Genomic DNA, 19,212 nt, shown 5'->3' on the forward strand with positions numbered 1-19,212 from the left:
GCCGAAATAACAGACATTAAAAACAGTTTTGCCGCTGGACTCACAACGCCGAAAGGCGCTCCAACGGCATTGTCGCGAACGATCAGTCCTTGGCGGCAAGCAGACGAGCGGCCGCAGCCCTCGCCTCGTCCGTTACCGATGCGCCGGCGAGCATGCGGGCGATCTCTTCGGTGCGGTGTTTCGGCTCCATGGTGGCCACGCGCGTGGCGATGCGCTCGCTGCCGTCGCCGGATGGGCCTTTGGAAATGAGGAGATGAGTGGCAGCCCGTGCGGCCACCTGCGGCGCATGGGTGACGGACAGGACCTGCACGGTTTTCGACAGGCGGCGCAGCCGCTGGCCGATGGCATCCGCCACAGCGCCGCCAACGCCCGTATCGATTTCGTCGAACACCAGCGTCGGCGCCGATCCGCGATCGGCGAGCGCCACTTTCAACGCCAGCAGGAAACGGGACAGTTCGCCGCCCGAGGCCACCTTCATGATCGGACCGGGGCGCGTGCCCGGATTGGTCTGGACGTGAAACTCCACCGTATCGATACCGTCAGCCGTCGCCTGCTCGGGATCGGAGGTCACCTCGACGGTAAACCGCGCCCGCTCGAGCTTCAGCGCCGGAAGCTCGGCCATGACAGCGTTGGAAAGCGCTTCCGCCGCATTGCGGCGTTTGTCGGAAAGCGATTGGGCGGCACGGTCAAAATCGGCCTTTACGACGCCGAGATTGGCCTCGAGCTTGCCGAGTTTTTCTTCACCGGCATCGAGATCGGCGAGATCGGCCACCATTTTTTCGGCAAGAGCCGGAAGGTCAGGCACGGCGACATTATATTTGCGGCCGGCGGCGCGCAGCGCAAAAAGGCGCTCTTCCACCCGCTCCAGCTCGCGCGGATCGAATTCGGTGCGGCGCAGCGCCGCTTCCACTTCCATCTGCGCATTGGAAAGGCTGTCCAGTGCTGCATCCAGCAATTGCACGGTGTCTTCAAGCAGGCCGGGAGCCTCGTGGCTCTTGCGCTCGAGCCGGCGCATCATGGATGCAATGACAGGCACGGGAGAGGCATTGCCGTTCAGGAATTCGCTGGCCTCGGCAATATCGCCGGCGATGCGTTCGGATTTCTGCATCACCGCCCGGCGCTCGGCCAGTTCTTCCTCTTCACCGTCACGCGGCGAGAGCGTTTCCAGTTCCTCAACGGAAGAGCGCAGGTAATCCGCCTCGCGCGCCGCCGCCTCCACCTTGGCGCGGTGCGTCTTCAGAGCCCGGTCAGCATCTTTCCAGGTGCGGTAGAGGCCCTGAACAGCGCGAGCCTCATCGCTCAGCCCGGCAAAGGCATCCAGCAGCGTCCGGTGTGCATCGGTGTCGACAAGCGCGCGATCATCATGCTGGCCGTGGATTTCGACCAGGAATTGACCGAGCTGGCGCATCATCTGCACGCTGATGGCCTGATCGTTGATATAGGCCTTGGTGCGCCCGTCGGAGGATTGCACCCGGCGGAAAATCAGGTCGCCATCGTCATCGAGACCGTTTTCGCGCAGGAGAAGCCGTGTCGGGTGATTGTTCGGGACCTCGAAAGTGGCCGTAACCTGCCCCTTCTCTTCACCGTGGCGCACAAGGCCGCCATCGCCACGGCCGCCAAGCGCCAGCGAGAGACTATCGAGAAGAATGGATTTGCCTGCACCCGTCTCGCCCGTCAACACGGAAAGGCCTGCCTCGAAACCGAGGTCAAGCCTTTCGATCAGAACGATATCGCGAATCGAGAGCTGGACCAGCATGGCCTATGCCCCGGTCTCAGGCGCCGATAAGCTTCTTGCCGGCGCGCGAAATCCAGGACCCCTTGTTTTCACGCGGCTCCAGCCCCTGACCCTTCAGCAGCTTGTAGGAATCCGCATACCATTGGCTATCAGGATAGTTGTTGCCGAGAACGGCGGCCGCCGTCTGCGCTTCGTCCACCAGGCCCATAGCGTAATAGGCTTCGGTCAGACGCGCCAGCGCTTCCTCGATCTGGTTGGTGTTCTGGTACTGCTCGACGACGATGCGGAAACGCGAAACGGCGGCGAGATATTCCTTGCGCTCAAGGTAATAACGACCGACCTGCATTTCACGGCCGGCGAGCTGGTCGCGGGCGAAACGGATCTTGGCCTGCGCGTCAGCGACATATTCCGAATCGGGATAGTCATTGACGACCTTGTTCATCGCCTCGACGGTGCGCTGTGCTGCGCGCTGATCCTGCGTCACGTCGGAAATCTGCTTCGAATAGGCAAGGCCGATCATGTACTGAACATAAGCGGCGTCCTTCGAGCGCGGATATTGCCGCAGGAAGCGGCTGCCGTTCGTGATGGCCACATCGTTCTTGTTGGTGCGCGTGGCAATGAAGGTCTGCATGACAAGCGCCTTCTGGCCCCATTCGGTAAAGGGATATTGCTTGTCGATCGCCTCGAACTTGCGCGAGGCCTCCGTCATGTTGCCGGCATTCATGTTGGCAAGCCCCTGCTTGTACAGAACGTCAGGCGGATCGGTCTCGACGCCGAGCTTGGTAATGTCGATATCCGGATCGGACTGGCAGGCCGTGACGACGACACTCGCGCCGACCAACATCAACGAAACGGCGATCCCCCGCATCGTACCCTTCATTGCACCAGACCCTACATGCTTCATTCGACAGTTCCCACTTCCCGCGCAAATACATAAGCATCGGCTTTGCACTGGCGTTCTAGCCATAAAAGCATCCGCAGGGCAACGCAATGATGACGCATTAACGCATTTTTATGGCATCGACCCATGCAATCGCATGAATATCAGACGATATAACGCAACTTCTTGTTCGCATCACGAAAAAGCCGCCCCAAGGGGAGCGGCTTTTTCTGTCAATTGATAGCCTGCGAAGGAACTCAAGCAGACCAGGGTGCGAATTCCGGCATGTTGACCGCAACGAATTCGCGGGCGCGCACCATCTGGTTGCGGGCAGCCGGAGCCTCGACGATCTCGTAAGCGGTGCGGTCGCTCAGCAGGGCCTTCAGCGCATTCGCATTGACCTTGTGGCCGCCGCGATAAGAGCGGTAACAGCCGATGAACTGCGCGCCGGCAAGCGCCAGGTCGCCCACGGCGTCCAGCGTCTTGTGACGGACGAATTCGTCCTTGGCGTAACGCAGGCCTTCCATGTTGATGACGCTGTTGTCGTCGGAGATGACGACCGAGTTCTCAAGCGAGGAACCGAGCGCATAACCGGCGGCCCACAGACGCTCCACGTCACGCATGAAGCCGAAGGTGCGGGCGCGCGACAGTTCATTCTTGAACGTATCCGCCGTCAGGTCGCCCTTCCAGGACTGCTTGCCGATCAGCGGCGTGTCGAAATCGATGTCGACTTCAAAACGCGTGCCGTCATAGGGACGGAACTCCGCCCAGGAGGCACCCGAATCGATGCGCACCGGCTTGGTGACGCGGATGTAACGGCGCTTCACGCCCAGGTTCTTGATGCCAACAGATTCGATCGCCTCGATGAAAGGTGCGGAGCTGCCATCCATGATCGGCGCTTCCGGACCGTCAACCTCAACGACGAGGTTGTCGAGGCCCATGGCGTAGATGGCAGCCATGACGTGCTCGATCGTCGCTACCGACTGGGAGAGCGAACGGCCGAGCACGGTGCACAGATCGGTATTGCCGACATTGGCCGAAACCGCCTTAAGCTCTGTAACACTGCCATTATCGTGAAGGCGGTGAAAGACGACGCCCGTTCCGGCTTCTGCAGGCTGGAAGGTCATCGAGACCGGATTGCCGGAATGCACGCCAATGCCTTTAAGCTGAACAGCATGTGCGATAGTTGTCTGAAATCCGAGCAGTCCGATAGTCATGCGTCTATGCCTTTTTTGCAAACCGCGCTGCTTCAGCCAGCGCCGTTCAAGTTTTTCAAGCCGGTTTTTAACGACCGGAAAAGTCAATCTGTTCCTTCACCCAGCCTCATACATACGCACATGTAGGTGCCACGACAAATCACTGTTCGTTTCGGATTGTTACATGCGTAAACCATTGAAAACGCGAATTAATTTAGTATTAACAACGTAAAATAAACAAAACGCCCGGATCGTGTGATCCGGGCGTTTCAAGAGGCTTATGGAATCGCCTTTAGTTCGACTGGCGGCGCAGGAAGGCCGGGATTTCCAGCTGGTCATCGTCGTGATGGCTGGACGAGGCAGGCGTTGCACGGCCGTGGTCGTCAAGCTGGCCACGACGCGGTGCGGAGAGGCTTGCTTCCGGCGAAAGCGGTGCGCGGCGCTGCTGCGGAGCCATGCTCGGCGCATCCATCATGTCGGAAGGAACTTCTTCCTCTTCACGGCGACCAAGCGAGTTGGTGATGCGCTTCAGAAGACCCATCGGGCCACGCTCTTCCTGTGCGGCAGGAGCGGCATGGGTGCGGTGGTCCAGCTCGGCCTTCACGACCGGCGGGAAGTCTTCGACCTTCGGCATGCGAACCGGCTCAGGCTGACGGGCAACCGGCGCGGGTTCCTGGTAGACAGGAGCCTGCGGCTGCTGCATCCGCGGAGCCTGAGCGGCAACCTGTTCCGGAGCGTGATAGACCGGCGCCTGCGCAACCGGTGCCGGAGCGGCCTGCTGAACCGGCTGGGCCGGACGGAGGGCAGCCGGTGCTTCAGCCGGGGAAGATGCGAACAGCTTGCTCTGCGGACGGAAATCCTGGGCGGGCTGCTGGTGTGCGGCGAAACCGAGTTCACGTTCCATTTCGGCTTCCGCCGAACGGATGGTCTGGGCGACCGGGTCTACGGCCTTCTGTGCCTGCGAGACTGCTGCAGGCTGTACTGCGGCCGGTGCGGGAGCAACGGCCGCGGAAGGACGGATAAGCGGCTTGGCAACAGCAGCTGCGGCGCGCATCTCGGCAATGTTCTGTTCGCCAACGCCAGCAACGCGGTCAATGCCGGTTGCGACGACGGAGACGCGGATGAGGCCTTCAAGCGCTTCGTCGAAGGTTGCGCCGAGGATGATGTTGGCATCCGGATCGACTTCTTCGCGGATACGGGTCGCCGCTTCGTCGACTTCGAAGAGGGTGAGGTCGCGACCACCGGTGATGGAGATCAGGAGGCCCTGCGCGCCCTTCATCGAGGTTTCGTCGAGCAGCGGGTTAGCGATCGCCGCTTCCGCAGCCTGCATTGCGCGGCCCGGACCGGAAGCTTCGCCGGTGCCCATCATTGCGCGGCCCATTTCGCGCATGACCGAACGGACGTCGGCGAAGTCGAGGTTGATAAGACCTTCCTTCACCATCAGATCGGTAATGCAGGCAACGCCGGAGTAAAGAACCTGGTCGGCCATGGCGAAGGCGTCCGCAAAGGTCGTCTTGTCATTGGCAATACGGAAAAGGTTCTGGTTCGGAATGACGATCAGCGTATCGACGGACTTCTGCAGTTCCTCGATGCCCTGTTCGGCAAGACGCATGCGGCGGCCGCCTTCGAAGTGGAAAGGCTTGGTGACGACGCCGACCGTCAGGATGCCCTTGTTGCGCGCAGCCTGTGCGACGACCGGGGCAGCACCCGTGCCGGTGCCGCCGCCCATGCCGGCGGTGACGAAGCACATGTGGGTACCGTTCAGGTGATCGATGATCTCGTCGATGCACTCTTCAGCAGCCGCGCGGCCGACTTCCGGCTGGGAGCCGGCGCCGAGGCCTTCGGTGACGTTGACGCCGAGCTGAATGACCCTGTCTGCCTTCGTCATGGTCAACGCCTGAGCATCCGTGTTGGCGACGACGAAGTCGACGCCCTGGAGGCCGGCCGTGATCATGTTGTTGACAGCGTTACCACCACCGCCACCGACACCGAAGACGGTGATGCGTGGCTTCAGCTCTGTGATATCAGGCTTCTGCAGCTGTATCGTCATTTTAACATTCCTTCTTTCTCTGGCCGCATCGCCCCGCTGGCCGATTCTTGAAACTCAACTCTGAAACCTCCGGCTTGCGCCACGAGGCCACTCAAAAACTCTCTTTCAGCCATTGCCCCACCCGGGCTATCCGGCCGCTACCGTTCCCAAACGGCGAGAACATTCCGCCTTGCGCCGCATGAATTTCGATGTCCGCCACCTGCGGGTAGATCATCAGTCCGCAGGCGGTTGAAAATGCCGGTCCCTTCGCCGCCACCGGAAGACCGGCAACCCCCATGGGGCGGCCGATGCGAACGTTGCGGGCGAGAATGCGCCGTGCCGTTTCCGGCAGCCCCGTCAGCTGGCTTGCGCCGCCGGTCAGGACAACGCGCTTGCCGACGATGGGACTGAAGCCGGACTTCTGGATACGATCACGGATCAATTCCAGCGTCTCTTCGATACGCGCCCGCACGATGCGGGTTACAAGTGCTCTTGAAACTTGCGATGGTTGATCGCGATCATCTTCGCCAATCGGCGGGATCGAAATCATGTCGCGCTCATCCGCGCCATTCAGCAAAGCCGAACCATGCACCACCTTCAGTCTCTCCGCATCTTCGATTCGTGTCGAGAGGCCTCGTGCAAGATCTGTCGTAACGTGATGGCCGCCAAGGCCGATCGCGTCGGTGTGAATGAGACGGCCTTCGGCGAAAACCGAGATCGTCGTGGTGCCGCCACCCATGTCGATGGCCGCGCAGCCAAGCTCGACTTCATCGTCCACCAGAGCGGCAAGACCGCTGGCATAGGGCGTCGCCACCATGCCTTCGACGGAAAGATGCGCGCGGTTGACGCAAAGCTCGAGGTTCTTCAGCGCCGTGCGTTCGACAGTCACGACATGCATGTCAACGCCGAGGAGATCGCCATACATCGAAAGCGGATCACGAATGCCGCGCTCGCCATCCAGCGAATAGCCCGTCGGCAGAGAATGCAGGATCGCCCGGTCCTGACGCATGGACTGCTGGCTTGCCGCCACCAGAACCTTGCGCAGGTCGCTTGCTTCCACTTCCTGACCGCCGAGATCAATGCTCGCGGTATAGATATCGCTTGCCAGTCTTCCAGCCGAAACATTGACGATCAGGCTGTCGACGGTAAGTCCCGCCATACGCTCGGCCGCATCGACCGAAAGACGGATCACACCTTCGAGCGCGTCGAGATCGGCGATGACGCCGGATTTCACGCCGCGCGAACGTTGGTGGCCAATGCCGATGATTTCCACCTTGTGGGTACGGCCAGGCAAGATTTCACTCTCTTGACGCGGCGTCAGCCGGCCGATCATGCACACGACCTTGGTCGAACCGATGTCCAGCACCGAAACGATGTGGCTGCGCTTGGAAGAAAGCGGCTTCAGACGAGGCAGGCCGAAATGGGAAGAACCGAAAAAGCTCATGTGTTCTTCTCCGCTTTCTTGAGAGCCTTGGTGCGCGCGTCGACAGCAGCCTGACGGCGCTCCGTCGCACCTTCGGTCAGCTGGATCGTGGTGCGATCCGCCAGTCTGAGATCGACTGCGGCGACATCTCGCGACAGGACCTTTTCTTCGAGATCAAGCCGCGCCAGCAATTGCAGCGCCTGCGGCAGGTTTTCTTCCGGCAGCTTGACGACGATGCCGTTGTCGAGGTGCAGATCCCAGCGGCGGCCGGCAATGCGTACATAGGCGCGAACGCGGTTGCGGATTTCCGGCCAGTCGGCCAGCTGCTCGACGAAACCGGCAGCGCCCGTTTCCGCGTCGCGTCCAACGAACAGCGGCAGGGAAGCGAATTTATTGTCACGCAGCGGCGCGATGACGCTGCCGCTCTTTTCGATCAGCGACAGTTCCGAGCCATGCTGCCAGATGCCGAAGGCCTGGCGTTCTTTCAGGCGAACCTCGATCGTCTTCGGGTAGACCTTGCGGATATCCACGTCTTCCACCCAGGGAAGCTGCACGAGCTTGCGGCGCGCCGCATCGATGTCGAGTGCAATCAGCGAGGTGCTGCCATCAAGGCCGAGAAGCTGGAAGACATCGATTTCGGAGGTCTGCAGATTGCCGGAGACCTTCACGTCCTCAACGGCGAAACCCGCAGCAGAGGTCGTCGCCTGCGTAACGATATTTGTGTGGCCGCCGAGCGACATGCCATAAAGGCCAGTCACCGCGTAGAAGGCGACGGCCGAAATCGTGCCGGTATGGGCGGGAATGTGGATGCGTCCGGTCGCAAGGCTGACGCAGAAGCGCACAACACGACGCAGCGGGCGCGGCAGCACCATGCGGTCGTCGGCATTTGCCGTCGCTGCGAATTGCTCGCGCTTTTTTGCCGTCGACTTTTTGCCGGTCACCGCAAACACGAAGCGTCCTCCACCATCCAGCTGACAAGGTTACCAAAGGAGCGGCCAGCATGGGCCGCCATTTCCGGCACCAGGGAGGTCGGCGTCATGCCCGGCTGCGTATTCACTTCAAGCCAGATAACTTCGCCATCTTCTGAGAAGCGGTCGTCGTAACGAAAGTCTGAACGGCTTACGCCACGGCACCCGATCGCCCGATGCGCCATAACCGCCAGTGTTTGAATTTTTTGGTAAATTTTCGGTGAAATTTCTGCCGGAATGACATGTTTCGAGCCACCAGCAGCGTATTTAGCGTCAAAATCATAGAAATTGTGACCGAGCGGCACCACTTCGGTGACGCCAAGCGCCTCGCCGTCGAGCACGCCGCAGGTCAATTCGCGGCCATGGATGTAGCGCTCGACCATCACCTGATCGCCATAACGCCATTCCGACGAAGTGAGGATTTGCGGCGGATGCGACTGGTCTTCCTTGACGATGACAACGCCGAAGCTCGAACCTTCACGCACCGGCTTCACCACATAGGGTGGAGCAAGCGGATGTTCGCTGGTGAAATCGAAGCGGTTCATGACGCGCTCGGCAGCAACCGGCACCCCGGCAGCCGCAGCGACTTTCTTCGCCTGCGCCTTGTCCATGGCGAGTGCGGAAGCCAGCACGCCGGAATGTGTATAGGGAATGGCCAGATATTCGAGAATACCCTGAATGGTGCCGTCTTCACCGAAGGGACCGTGCAGCGCATTAAAGGCGACATCCGGGCGCAGCTCATCGAGCACGGCCGCGACATCGCGCCCCACATCGACCCGGGTGACCTTGTAGCCCTCGCCCTCAAGCGCGAGCGCGCAGGCATTGCCCGACGACAGGCTGACTGGCCGCTCCGACGAAAACCCACCCAAAAGAACAGCTACGTGCTTGCCGCCCATCGATACCTCTGACACCAACTCTCCGTTACGAACCACGCTCCGAACCGACCGAATTTGAAGAACGGTGATTCTGGCACATGACCCTTGAGATCAGTTAAACGCCATTAAGGTTAATGAATCGTTTACTTTCGTTAACCACCGCGCCCAACGTGCCGAGTTCCGTTAAAGAATCAGCACCGATCCGGATTCCCTCCTTGGAATCAGAGAGTTGCATGGATTGCAACATGCAGGTTTTCAATGATCGGAAATAAAATCGCACGAGCGCAACTGCTGCTCCGCGATAAAGGCAAGATCGAAACGTTAACGGACGGGATTATTCCCCAGGGAAAATTATCTGGCGTTTCAGCGTTTTAAAACCGCAGCCTGAATCAGTCTCTCAATCGCCGAAGCGCATCCGGCAGCACGCAGCCGAGCCTGTCGCATTCATCAATCACATTATTTGCATTATTTCTTTTTTAGCATTCCATAGGAACAAAAATTGCGTTAACGCAGACATCGCCTCCCAAGGCATGACATTGCAATCATCCAAAATGGAAACAATACCATGACCGACGCGATATCTCCGGTATCGCCGACCGCTGACAATTCGAACGCTGTAAAGACAAATTCGCCTGCACGAGTTCTCACTGCCAGCCTGGTCGGCACGACCATCGAGTTTTTCGATTTTTACGTTTACGCCACGGCCGCAGTGCTCGTGTTCCCCGCCTTGTTCTTTCCGAACAATGACCCGATGACGGCGCTTCTGGCGTCCTTCGCCACCTTCTCCATCGCCTTTTTTGCCCGTCCGCTGGGTGCTGTGGTCTTCGGTCACTATGGTGACCGCGTCGGCCGCAAGACGACACTTGTCGCCGCGCTACTGACCATGGGTGTATCGACCGTCGTGATCGGCCTCCTGCCCTCCTATGAGACCGCCGGCGTCCTTGCACCGCTGTTGCTGGCGCTGTGCCGCTTCGGCCAGGGCTTTGGCCTTGGCGGCGAATGGGGCGGCGCCGTCCTGCTCGCCACGGAAAACGCGCCTCCCGGCAAGCGCAGCTGGTACGGCATGTTCCCGCAGCTCGGCGCCCCTGTCGGCCTGTTCCTCTCCTCCGGCGTGTTCTGGATCCTGCTGCACTTCATGTCGCAGGAAGCGCTGCTCAGCTGGGGCTGGCGCATTCCCTTCGTCGCTTCGATCATTCTGATCGCGGTCGGCATGTGGGTTCGCCTGTCGATCACCGAGACACCCGACTTCCAGAAAGCGATCGAAAAGGAAGAACGTGTGGCCGTTCCGGTCGCGGAACTGTTCCGCAACCACAAGCGCAGCCTCGTGCTCGGCACCTTCGTGGCGCTGGCCACCTTTGTGCTCTTCTACATCGGCACCGCCTATCTGCTGTCCTATAACGTCAAGGTCCTGAAAATCCCGTTCCTTGACGCGCTGGAAGTGCAGATTCTCGGCTCCATCGTTTTCGGCATCTTCATCCCGATCGCCGGCAAGCTCGCCGAAAAATTCGGCCGTCGTGAAATTCTGATCATTACGACGGTGCTGATCGGCCTGTTCTCCTTCCTGCTGCCCGGCCTGATGACCGGTAGCGAAGGCTCCATCTTCGTCTTCGCGGCTCTGGCCATGATGCTGATGGGCATGACCTACGGCCTGATCGGAACGGCGCTCGCAGCCCCCTTCCCGACCCGGGTGCGCTACACCGGCTCGTCGATCACCTTCAACATGGCCGGCATCTTCGGCGCATCGCTGGCGCCTTACATCGCCACATGGCTGCAGGTGAATTACGGCATGGGTTATGTCGGCTACTACCTGTGCGTCTCCGCCCTCATCACGCTGGCCTGCATTCTGCTTTCCCGCAAGGACGAAGTCTGAGCCAAGCGCAGCCCAACAGGAAAAGCCGCGAAACCGGGTTTCGCGGCTTTTTCCATTCTACAATGGCAAATCCTATGCGACGGTCTGGCGGCTGACCTTCTGGCCGGCAAAACAGATGCGATTGCGCCCCGATCGTTTCGCGTCGTAAAGCGCCATATCGGCATTGTGCATGACTTTCTCGAAAATCTCCCAATTCGCCCGGAAAGCCACACCCATAGAGACGGCGGTCCTGATCCGCATGCCCTGGAAATCCACCGGTGTCGCCACGATCCTCGCACGCGCCTTTTCGCAGAGCTCCAGAAAATCCTGCGGAGCCAGCTCCTGCACAACGACGAATTCTTCTCCACCCAGGCGCGCGATATAGGCGGTTTCATCGAAACAATCGCGGATCATGGCGGCGACACTGGAAATAACCATATCGCCAGCCAGATGGCCGTATCTGTCATTCACCGATTTGAAGCGGTCGATATCAACGAAGGCGACGCAATATTGCGTATCGAGACGGGCGCAGTTGGCGTAAAGCCCCAGCCTGTTGTTGAGGCCGGTCAGCGCGTCGGTGTGGCTGAGATGCAGAAACCGCTCATGCGACTGGGCAAGCAGCTTCACTTCGCGCGCATTGATCCAGCCGATGATCAGAGCCAGGGTAAACGCGATCGTTGCCGACAGGGTCGTGCCGAGCATCAGCCCATTCGCAAGGTCGGTCACCAGCCCTAACAGCGAAAGAATGAAGAGCCCAGCCGTATCGATCACGACGGCGATAATGGTGACCAGAACCGCCACACGCAGCGCAAACTCGAGCGGTTCCAGCCGCTGGCGGCCTTCAGGCGTCGCAACCGAAAAACTTATGCTTTGGATCAGTTTATGCCAGAGACCCAACTTAACCCCCAACGGGTTTGGATGTCGCGTGAATTAAAATTGCCTAAAATACCAAAAAGCTGGATAATGAACCCAGCTATTCTTGTCACCTAATAATAAAACATAAGTATTGACCGGGCGTTACCATAAACACCCGGCCGAAAAGGAAGCATCAGCTCCCTAGAAACGGTTCCACCTCACGGCCCGGCATGAAAAGCCCTAGCCGCTTGATTTCCCACTCCAGCCGGATGCCCGACTTCTCGAACACGCGCTTGCGGATGGTCTCACCCAGATATTCCAGATCGTAGCCGGTCGCATGGCCGGTATTGATCATGAAATTGCAATGCAGTGATGACATCTGCGCGCCGCCGATGACCAGACCGCGGCCGCCCGCCTCATCGATGAGTTCCCATGCGGAATGACCTTCGGGATTCTTGAAGGTCGAACCACCAGTCTGCTCACGGATCGGCTGAACTGTTTCGCGATGGTGACGCACGGCGTCCATATCGGCGCGGATTTTCGCCTTGTCTTCCGGATAACCCTCGAACAATGCGCCGGTGAAGATCAGGCCCTTGTCGGCGCCGGAATGGCGGTAGCTGTAGCCCATATCGGCATTGGACAGCACATGCTGTTTGCCCTGACGGTCAACCGCATAGACTTCCACCACGCGCTCGCGCGTCTCACCGCCGTTTGCGCCCGCATTCATACGCAGCGCACCGCCGATGGAGCCGGGAATGCCGTAATAGAAATGGAAGCCGCCAATGCCGTTATCCATGGCCATGGCCGCAATATGCTTGTCCGGGCAGATCGCACCGGCCTTGATGCGGTTTTCGCCGGCAAGCTCCACCTGGCCGAAACCCTTGGCCGACAGACGGACGACAACGCCCGGGATGCCGCCATCGCGCACCAGAAGGTTGGAGCCGACGCCGACCACCGTCAGCGGCACGTCTTCCGGCAGAATTTTCAGGAAGGCAATCAGATCATCGGTATCGTGCGGCTGGAACATGACTTCCGCCAGACCGCCGGCTCTGAACCACGTCACGCGGTCCATGGGCGCATCCGGTGTCAGACGTCCCCTCAGTTCGTTTACCCCGTCGCCGAGCCTCCCCAGCAATTTAACCCCATCGACCTGTCTCATTCAGACTTTCCTGATATGCTCTTCAATTCCGAAGGCAGCGCTGCTGCCCATTGCGTGATATTTCCAGCCCCCAAGAGAACCACGAAATCACCCGGATTCGCAATGCCTGCAACCACTGAGGCGAGATCTTCCCGTTTCTCAAGAAAACGGGCGTCACGATGGCCGGCGGCCTTGATGGCCGAAACCAGCGCTTCCGAACTTGCGCCTTCGATCGGATCTTCGCCCGCAGCATAAACCGGGGCAAGAAGAATCGTATCCGCATCGTTGAAACAATGCGCGAAATCGTCAAACAGGCTGGAAAGGCGGCTGTAGCGGTGCGGCTGATGCACCGCGATGATACGGCCATTGCAGGCTTCCCGCGCCGCCGCCAGCACAGCCTTGATCTCGACCGGGTGATGGCCGTAATCGTCGAAGACCTGTACGCCATTGGCTTCGCCCGTCAGCGTGAAACGCCGCTTGACGCCTGCGAAGGAGGCGAGACCCTTCTTGATGTCAGCTTCCGAAATACCGAGACGATTGGCGACGGCAATCGCGGCCGTCGCGTTCGAAACATTGTGTCGGCCGGGCATCGGCAGGACGAGATCCTTGAAGGAGAATATCTTGCCGGTACGACGACGGCGGATTTCCACGTCGAAAACCGAGCGTGTGCCATCGATGCGCACATTCGAAAAACGCACGTCGGCCTGCGGGTTTTCACCGTATGTGATGACCTTGCGATCCTCGATGCGGCCGACCAGCGCCTGCACTTCCGGGTGGTCAAGGCACATGACGCCGAAGCCGTAGAACGGCACGTTCTCGACGAACTGGCGGAACGCCGCGCGCACAGCATCAAAATTGCCGTAATGGTCCAGATGCTCCGGATCGATATTCGTAATGACGGCCACGTCGGCCGGCAGCTTCAGGAAGGTGCCGTCGGATTCGTCGGCTTCCACCACCATCCACTCGCCCTCGCCCATACGCGCATTGGTGCCATAAGCATTGATGATGCCGCCATTGATGACGGTCGGGTCGAGATTGCCGGCTTCCAACAGGGTCGCGACCATCGAGGTGGTCGTCGTCTTGCCGTGGGTGCCGCCAATGGCGATGGCGTTACGGAAACGCATCAGCTCGGCCAGCATTTCGGCACGGCGAACGATCGGCAGGTGTTTTTCCCGCGCGGCGATGAGTTCCGGATTGTTCTTCTTGATGGCGGTGGAAACGACCACGACCTCGGCGTCACCGAGATTGTCCGCCGTATGGCCGACGAACACCTCGATGCCCTTGTCGCGCAGACGCTGCACATTGGCGCTGTCGGCCTGATCCGACCCCTGAACGCGGTGGCCGAGATTGTGAAGCACTTCGGCAATGCCGCTCATGCCGATCCCGCCTATGCCGATGAAATGGACAAGGCCTATGGCTTTCGGCATCTTCATGCCCCAACTCCTTCATTCTTCTTCTTGAATTCCTGTACGGACTGGCCGGAGGCAATGGCCTCCACCAAATCGGCCAGCACATCCGCCGCATGCGGTTTACCCGTTGCCTTGGCCGCCGCTGCCGTTGCCGAAAGACGATCCGGTTCCGAAAGCGCCGAGGACAGGAGGCCGGAGAGCTTCTGCGGCGACAATTCCGCCTGCTTGATGACGCTAGCCCCGCCCGCCGCCGAAAGTGCTGCCGCATTGGCGGCCTGATCGTGATCCAGCGCATGCGGATAAGGCACGAGGATCGACGGGCGGCCGATCACCGACAGCTCCGATACCGTCGAAGCGCCCGAGCGGCTGATCACCAGATCGGCCTCGCCGATGCGCGACGCCATGTCGCCGAAGAAGGGCGAAACGTCAGCCTTTACGCCAAGCTTCTGGTAGGAGGCGATGACGCTGTCCTTGTCTTCAGGACGCGCCTGCTGGGTGACGACGATGCGCTTGCGCTGCTCGTCTTTCAGCAGGCAGATAGCCGCAGGCACCGCGCTCGAAAAGAACTGCGCGCCCTGGCTGCCGCCGAACACGACAAGCTGAAAAGTTTCACCCGTCTGCGACGGGGTATAGGGAATTTCAGAAGCCGCCAGCACCGCCGGGCGCACCGGATTGCCGGTCGCCACCGTCTTGTCGGAATATTGGCCATTGGCGGGCGGCAGGAAGCCGCCGGCGATCGCCTTCACACGGCCTGCCAGCGCCTTGTTAGCGCGACCCATCACAGCATTCTGCTCATGAATGATGGAAGGCACGCCAAGGCCGGTGGAAGCCAGAAGCGGCGGCACGGTGGGATAACCACCGAAACCGACAACCGCGACCGGCTTCAGTTTCGCCACCAGCCGGCGCGCCGCACGCAGACCAACCCAGAGCTTCCAGAGCGAACGCGCCACGGAAATCGGGTTTTTCGAACCGATGGTGGCAGACGGCACCACATGGATTTCATCCGCCGGGAACTTGCCCGCATAACGCTCGGCGCGGCTGTCGGTGACGAGATGCACCTGATAACCGCGCGCCTTCAGCGTATGCGCGAGCGCCTCCGCCGGAAAAACATGGCCGCCGGTTCCCCCGGCGGCAAGAAGAACAATACCCTTGCTCATGATCGTTTACTCCGCGGGAACGCCGGAACCGACGCGGAAGAAACTCCGCTCCTGCGCCCGCTTTTCGGGTCTGTGGCGTGTCAGCGCCAGAAGGAAGCCGGCGGTCACGCAGATCGCCATCATCGACGAACCACCATAGGAAATCAGCGGCAGAGTCATGCCCTTGGCGGGCATCAACTCGAGATTAACGCCGATATTGATCATCGACTGCATGCCAATCTGCAGCACGAGACCGGCGACGGCAAAACGGCAGAAATCGTCCTTCTCCTTGAAGGCGTGCGACAGGCCGCGCAGCACGATGAAGGCGAAGATCGCAACGAGGAACATGCAGAAAACGATACCGAATTCTTCCGCCGCCACCGAGAAGATGAAGTCGGTATGGCTGTCGGGAATGATGCGCTTGACGATGCCTTCACCCGGTCCGCGACCGAACCAGTCACCGCGAATGATCGCTTCGCGTGCGGTATCGACCTGAAACGTATCGCCCTCACCCGTCCAGAACCGGTCGATACGACCGGCGACGTGCGGCAACATGAGATAGGCGGTCACAATGCCGCCGACGCCAAGGCCGCCGAGCATGATGATCCAGAACCACGGCACGCCGGCCATGAAGAACATGCCGCCCCAGACCACGGATGTCAGAATTGTCTGGCCGAAGTCCGGCTGCGCGATCAGGAGTGCCGCCACGATGCCGAAAGTGATGATGGCGAAGAGATTGCCCGGAATTTCCGGATGGCGCGCCCGCTCGGCAAAGAGCCATGCGCAGACGATGACGAAGGCCGGCTTCATGAATTCCGACGGCTGGATCGAGAAGGTGCCGATGGAAATCCAGCGCCGTGCACCCTTGACCTCGATGCCGAAGAACAGCGCGAAGATCATCATCAGCAGCGAGGCGATCAGCATGATGACCGCCACACGGCGCACCTGGCGCGGTGACAGGAAGGAAAGGCCGACCATGATCGCCAGCGACGGCACCATGAACATCGCCTGACGCTCGACGAAAAAGAAGCTGTTGAGGCCGATACGTTCGGCAACCGCAGGCGATGCCGCAAAGGACAACATCAGGCCGATGCCCATCAGCGCGATGAACGCCGCCAGAAAGAAACGGTCGATGGTCCAGAACCATTCCGCGACCGGACCTCGATCAACTCGGCTTACCATGGCCTTCAGCCCCCTTTTCCAGAGTCAACCAGCATCGTCATGCCATCGAGCGCCGCGACCTGCGCGACGAACGAATCACCTCTGATTTCAAAGTTCTTATATTGATCGAAGCTTGCGCAAGCCGGGGACAACATCACGATATTGCCGGCCGTCGCATCTTTTTCCGCATCCGCCGCCGCATGCTGCACGGCTTTGTCCAGCGTGCCGGATATTTCGTATGGCACCGCCTCGCCGAGCGTTGCGGCAAATTCCGCCGCAGCCTCGCCGATCAGATAGGCCTTGGCGATGCGCGGAAACAGCGGCGAAAGACTGGTAATGCCGCCCGCTTTCGGCAGACCGCCGGCGATCCAGTAGATACGGTCGAAACTCGAAAGCGCTGGCGCTGCCGCATCGGCATTGGTCGCCTTGCTGTCGTTGACGAAAGTGACATTGCCGCGCCGGCCGACCGGCTGCATGCGATGTTTGAGGCCGGGGAAGGATTTGAGACCGGCGCGGATTTCCTCTTCCGAAACACCCACGGCAAGGCAGGCGGCAATTGCGGCCGCCGCATTCTGCGCATTGTGGCTTCCACGAAGAGTCTGGATACCGTCGAGATCGACCAGCAGTGAGAAGGTGCCGCCATGCGCCCGCAGGATGTGGCTGCCTTCGGCATAAAGACCTTCGGAAACAACATTGCGTTTCGAAATGCGCTCGACCTTCACGCCGGCACGCTCGATGCGGTCGGCAATCAGCGTCGAATGGCTGTCATCCACACCGACGATAGCCGTTTGACTACCCGCCACCAGCCGTTCTTTGACGTCGGCATAATGCTGCATCGTGCCATGCCGATCGAGATGGTCAGGCGTGAGGTTAAGCAGAATGCCGGCAGTCGGATTGATCGTCGGCGCCAGATCGATCTGGTAGGACGAGCACTCGACCACGTAAAAGCGCTGCGCCTTCGGCGGATCGAGGCTCAGCACCGCCGTGCCGATATTGCCGCCGAGCTGCGTATCGCGGCCCGAAGCCTTGAGAATATGCGCGATCAGCGCCGTCGTCGTCGACTTGCCGTTGGTGCCGGTGATGGCGATGAAAGGGCAATCCGGCGCATGGGCGCGGCGCTCACGGATGAAAAGCTCGATATCACCGATGATCTCCACGCCCGCTGCCTTCGCAAGGTCAACCGACCAGTGCGGCTTCGGATGCGTCAACGGCACGCCGGGCGCCAGCACAAAGGAAGAAAACGAGGCCCAGTCTATCGTGTGCAGGTCCGCCGTGGTGATGCCTTCGGCCTCGGCCTTCGCGACGCTGTCGGGATTGTCGTCGAAAGCCACGACATCAGCACCGCCGGCAACCAGCGCCCGGGCGGTAACGAGGCCCGAACCGCCGAGCCCGAAGAGAGCGACTTTCTTACCCCTAAACGACGTGACCGGGATCATCGCTCACCTCAGCTTCAGGGTGGCGAGGCCGAGCAGCGCAAGGCCCACGGAGATGATCCAGAAACGGATCACCACCTGGCTTTCCGTCCAGCCTTTTTTCTCGAAGTGGTGATGGATCGGCGCCATCAGGAAAACGCGCCTGCCGGTGCGCTTGAACCAGAATACCTGGATGATGACCGACAGCGTTTCCATCACGAAGAGACCACCGACAATCACCATGACGATCTCGTGCTTGGTGGCGACAGCGATCGAGCCGATCAGGCCGCCGAGCGCCAGCGAACCCGTATCGCCCATGAAGATGGCGGCAGGCGGCGCGTTGAACCACAGGAAGCCGAGGCCCGCGCCGATGACCGCGCCGACGATAACGGCAAGCTCACCCGTGCCAGGCACGAAATTGATCTGCAGGTAATTGGCAAAAACCGCGTTGCCGGCGAGATAGGCGATCACGCCGAAGGTAGCGGCAGCGATCATGACGGGCACGATGGCAAGCCCATCGAGACCATCCGTCAGGTTCACCGCGTTACCCGCGCCGACGATGACGAAAGCACCGAAGAGCACGAAGAAATAACCGAGATTGATCACGAGTTCCTTGAAGAAGGGAAAGGCGATGGAGCTGCCGAGCGTGCCGCCATGCGGTGCGGAAGCTAGCGCCATCTTCATCATGAAGAACACGGCAATCGCCGCAATCAGGAATTCGATGCCGAGACGGGCCTTGCCGGAAAAACCCTTGTCGCTCTGTTTCGTGACCTTGAGATAATCGTCGTAAAAGCCGATTGCCCCGAAACCGAGCGTCACCATCAAAACGGCAACGACATAGACATTCGAGAGGTCGCCCCAGAGCAGCGAACCGCCGAGGATACCGGCAAGGATCATCAGCCCGCCCATGGTCGGCGTGCCGGCCTTCTTGAAATGCGTCTGCGGCCCATCGGCACGGATCGGCTGGCCCTTGCCCTGACGCACGCGCAGCGAGGTGATGATGGCCGGTCCAAACAGGAAGACGATCAACGCAGAGGTGAACATCGCCGCCCCCGCCCGGAAGGTGATGTACCGGAAGAGGTTGAAGACTTGAATTTTATCCGACAGTTCGACGAGCCAGATCAGCATAATTGCCCTTTCAAAAGG

The 19,212-nt window shown here is 60.1% G+C and carries 15 protein-coding genes; 1 reads left to right on the forward strand and 14 read right to left on the reverse strand.

Annotation, left to right across the window (positions count from 1 at the left end):
• Window positions 1-82: 82 nt before the first annotated feature.
• The 7 genes from recN to ASB65_RS19365 all read right to left on the reverse strand — a co-directional run bounded on the left by recN (window position 83) and on the right by ASB65_RS19365 (window position 9,127).
• Window positions 83-1,756 carry a DNA repair protein RecN gene (gene recN / locus ASB65_RS19335; protein ID WP_020809660.1) on the reverse strand — a complete coding sequence of 558 codons (1,674 nt, stop codon included), beginning with the start codon at window positions 1,754-1,756 and terminating at the stop codon, window positions 83-85.
• Window positions 1,757-1,772: 16 nt separating this feature from the next.
• A complete protein-coding gene (locus tag ASB65_RS19340) occupies window positions 1,773-2,639 on the reverse strand; it encodes an outer membrane protein assembly factor BamD (RefSeq protein WP_060725092.1) in 867 nt (288 codons plus the stop codon).
• 233 nt (window positions 2,640-2,872) lie between these two features.
• Entirely contained in the window at window positions 2,873-3,832 is a 960-nt protein-coding gene (gene lpxC / locus ASB65_RS19345; RefSeq protein ID WP_004430769.1) for a UDP-3-O-acyl-N-acetylglucosamine deacetylase, read from the reverse strand.
• A gap of 271 nt (window positions 3,833-4,103) precedes the next feature.
• Window positions 4,104-5,861: a cell division protein FtsZ gene (gene ftsZ, locus ASB65_RS19350; protein ID WP_060725093.1), complete on the reverse strand. Its 1,758-nt coding sequence runs from the start codon at window positions 5,859-5,861 to the stop codon at window positions 4,104-4,106.
• Window positions 5,862-5,952: 91 nt separating this feature from the next.
• Window positions 5,953-7,284 carry a cell division protein FtsA gene (gene ftsA / locus ASB65_RS19355; protein ID WP_004442783.1) on the reverse strand — a complete coding sequence of 444 codons (1,332 nt, stop codon included), beginning with the start codon at window positions 7,282-7,284 and terminating at the stop codon, window positions 5,953-5,955.
• Window positions 7,281-8,213: a cell division protein FtsQ/DivIB gene (locus tag ASB65_RS19360; RefSeq protein ID WP_004430763.1), complete on the reverse strand. Its 933-nt coding sequence runs from the start codon at window positions 8,211-8,213 to the stop codon at window positions 7,281-7,283. The genes ftsA and ASB65_RS19360 overlap by 4 nt, the downstream gene beginning before the upstream one ends.
• The gene (locus ASB65_RS19365; RefSeq protein ID WP_004430761.1) at window positions 8,201-9,127 is read right to left on the reverse strand and encodes a D-alanine--D-alanine ligase; all 927 of its coding nucleotides are present in this window, start codon (window positions 9,125-9,127) and stop codon (window positions 8,201-8,203) included. The genes ASB65_RS19360 and ASB65_RS19365 overlap by 13 nt, the downstream gene beginning before the upstream one ends.
• A gap of 544 nt (window positions 9,128-9,671) precedes the next feature.
• On the opposite strand from ASB65_RS19365, the gene ASB65_RS19370 reads away from it, so the two are divergent.
• Window positions 9,672-10,976 (forward strand): MFS transporter, encoded by a 1,305-nt coding sequence (locus ASB65_RS19370; RefSeq protein ID WP_060725094.1) that lies wholly within the window; start codon window positions 9,672-9,674, stop codon window positions 10,974-10,976.
• A gap of 72 nt (window positions 10,977-11,048) precedes the next feature.
• Here the strand turns inward: ASB65_RS19370 and ASB65_RS19375 are convergent, their stop codons facing one another.
• From ASB65_RS19375 to mraY, 7 genes are all read right to left on the reverse strand, one after another.
• Window positions 11,049-11,852: a GGDEF domain-containing protein gene (locus ASB65_RS19375; RefSeq protein WP_060725095.1), complete on the reverse strand. Its 804-nt coding sequence runs from the start codon at window positions 11,850-11,852 to the stop codon at window positions 11,049-11,051.
• A gap of 151 nt (window positions 11,853-12,003) precedes the next feature.
• Complete coding sequence (gene murB, locus ASB65_RS19380) at window positions 12,004-12,969, reverse strand: UDP-N-acetylmuramate dehydrogenase (protein WP_004430753.1); 966 nt, start codon at window positions 12,967-12,969, stop codon at window positions 12,004-12,006.
• Window positions 12,966-14,381: a UDP-N-acetylmuramate--L-alanine ligase gene (gene murC / locus ASB65_RS19385; RefSeq protein WP_004430751.1), complete on the reverse strand. Its 1,416-nt coding sequence runs from the start codon at window positions 14,379-14,381 to the stop codon at window positions 12,966-12,968. Before murC ends, murB begins: the two co-directional genes overlap by 4 nt.
• On the reverse strand, window positions 14,378-15,514 hold the full coding sequence (murG, locus tag ASB65_RS19390; RefSeq protein ID WP_004430750.1) for an undecaprenyldiphospho-muramoylpentapeptide beta-N-acetylglucosaminyltransferase: 1,137 nt from the start codon (window positions 15,512-15,514) through the stop codon (window positions 14,378-14,380). The genes murC and murG overlap by 4 nt, the downstream gene beginning before the upstream one ends.
• 6 nt (window positions 15,515-15,520) lie before the next feature.
• A complete protein-coding gene (ftsW, locus tag ASB65_RS19395; protein ID WP_004430748.1) occupies window positions 15,521-16,675 on the reverse strand; it encodes a putative lipid II flippase FtsW in 1,155 nt (384 codons plus the stop codon).
• Between the two features lie 5 nt (window positions 16,676-16,680).
• Window positions 16,681-18,090, reverse strand: coding sequence for a UDP-N-acetylmuramoyl-L-alanine--D-glutamate ligase (gene murD, locus ASB65_RS19400; RefSeq protein WP_060725096.1), 1,410 nt, complete (start codon window positions 18,088-18,090; stop codon window positions 16,681-16,683).
• 3 nt (window positions 18,091-18,093) lie between these two features.
• Complete coding sequence (gene mraY, locus ASB65_RS19405; RefSeq protein WP_060725097.1) at window positions 18,094-19,194, reverse strand: phospho-N-acetylmuramoyl-pentapeptide-transferase; 1,101 nt, start codon at window positions 19,192-19,194, stop codon at window positions 18,094-18,096.
• Between the last annotated feature and the right edge of the window lie 18 nt (window positions 19,195-19,212).

Source organism: Agrobacterium tumefaciens str. B6 (assembly GCF_001541315.1).
Lineage (GTDB): Bacteria > Pseudomonadota > Alphaproteobacteria > Rhizobiales > Rhizobiaceae > Agrobacterium > Agrobacterium radiobacter.

Bases quoted from the DNA above. Each gene is read 5' to 3' on its own strand.
- recN (WP_020809660.1), bottom strand. From the start codon at position 1,756: ATGCTGGTCCAGCTCTCGATTCGCGATATCGTTCTGATCGAAAGGCTT.
- ASB65_RS19340 (WP_060725092.1), bottom strand. From the start codon at position 2,639: ATGAAGCATGTAGGGTCTGGTGCAATGAAGGGTACGATGCGGGGGATC.
- lpxC (WP_004430769.1), bottom strand. From the start codon at position 3,832: ATGACTATCGGACTGCTCGGATTTCAGACAACTATCGCACATGCTGTT.
- ftsZ (WP_060725093.1), bottom strand. From the start codon at position 5,861: ATGACGATACAGCTGCAGAAGCCTGATATCACAGAGCTGAAGCCACGC.
- ftsA (WP_004442783.1), bottom strand. From the start codon at position 7,284: ATGAGCTTTTTCGGTTCTTCCCATTTCGGCCTGCCTCGTCTGAAGCCG.
- ASB65_RS19365 (WP_004430761.1), bottom strand. From the start codon at position 9,127: ATGGGCGGCAAGCACGTAGCTGTTCTTTTGGGTGGGTTTTCGTCGGAG.
- ASB65_RS19370 (WP_060725094.1), top strand. From the start codon at position 9,672: ATGACCGACGCGATATCTCCGGTATCGCCGACCGCTGACAATTCGAAC.
- murB (WP_004430753.1), bottom strand. From the start codon at position 12,969: ATGAGACAGGTCGATGGGGTTAAATTGCTGGGGAGGCTCGGCGACGGG.
- murC (WP_004430751.1), bottom strand. From the start codon at position 14,381: ATGAAGATGCCGAAAGCCATAGGCCTTGTCCATTTCATCGGCATAGGC.
- murG (WP_004430750.1), bottom strand. From the start codon at position 15,514: ATGAGCAAGGGTATTGTTCTTCTTGCCGCCGGGGGAACCGGCGGCCAT.
- ftsW (WP_004430748.1), bottom strand. From the start codon at position 16,675: ATGGTAAGCCGAGTTGATCGAGGTCCGGTCGCGGAATGGTTCTGGACC.
- murD (WP_060725096.1), bottom strand. From the start codon at position 18,090: ATGATCCCGGTCACGTCGTTTAGGGGTAAGAAAGTCGCTCTCTTCGGG.
- mraY (WP_060725097.1), bottom strand. From the start codon at position 19,194: ATGCTGATCTGGCTCGTCGAACTGTCGGATAAAATTCAAGTCTTCAAC.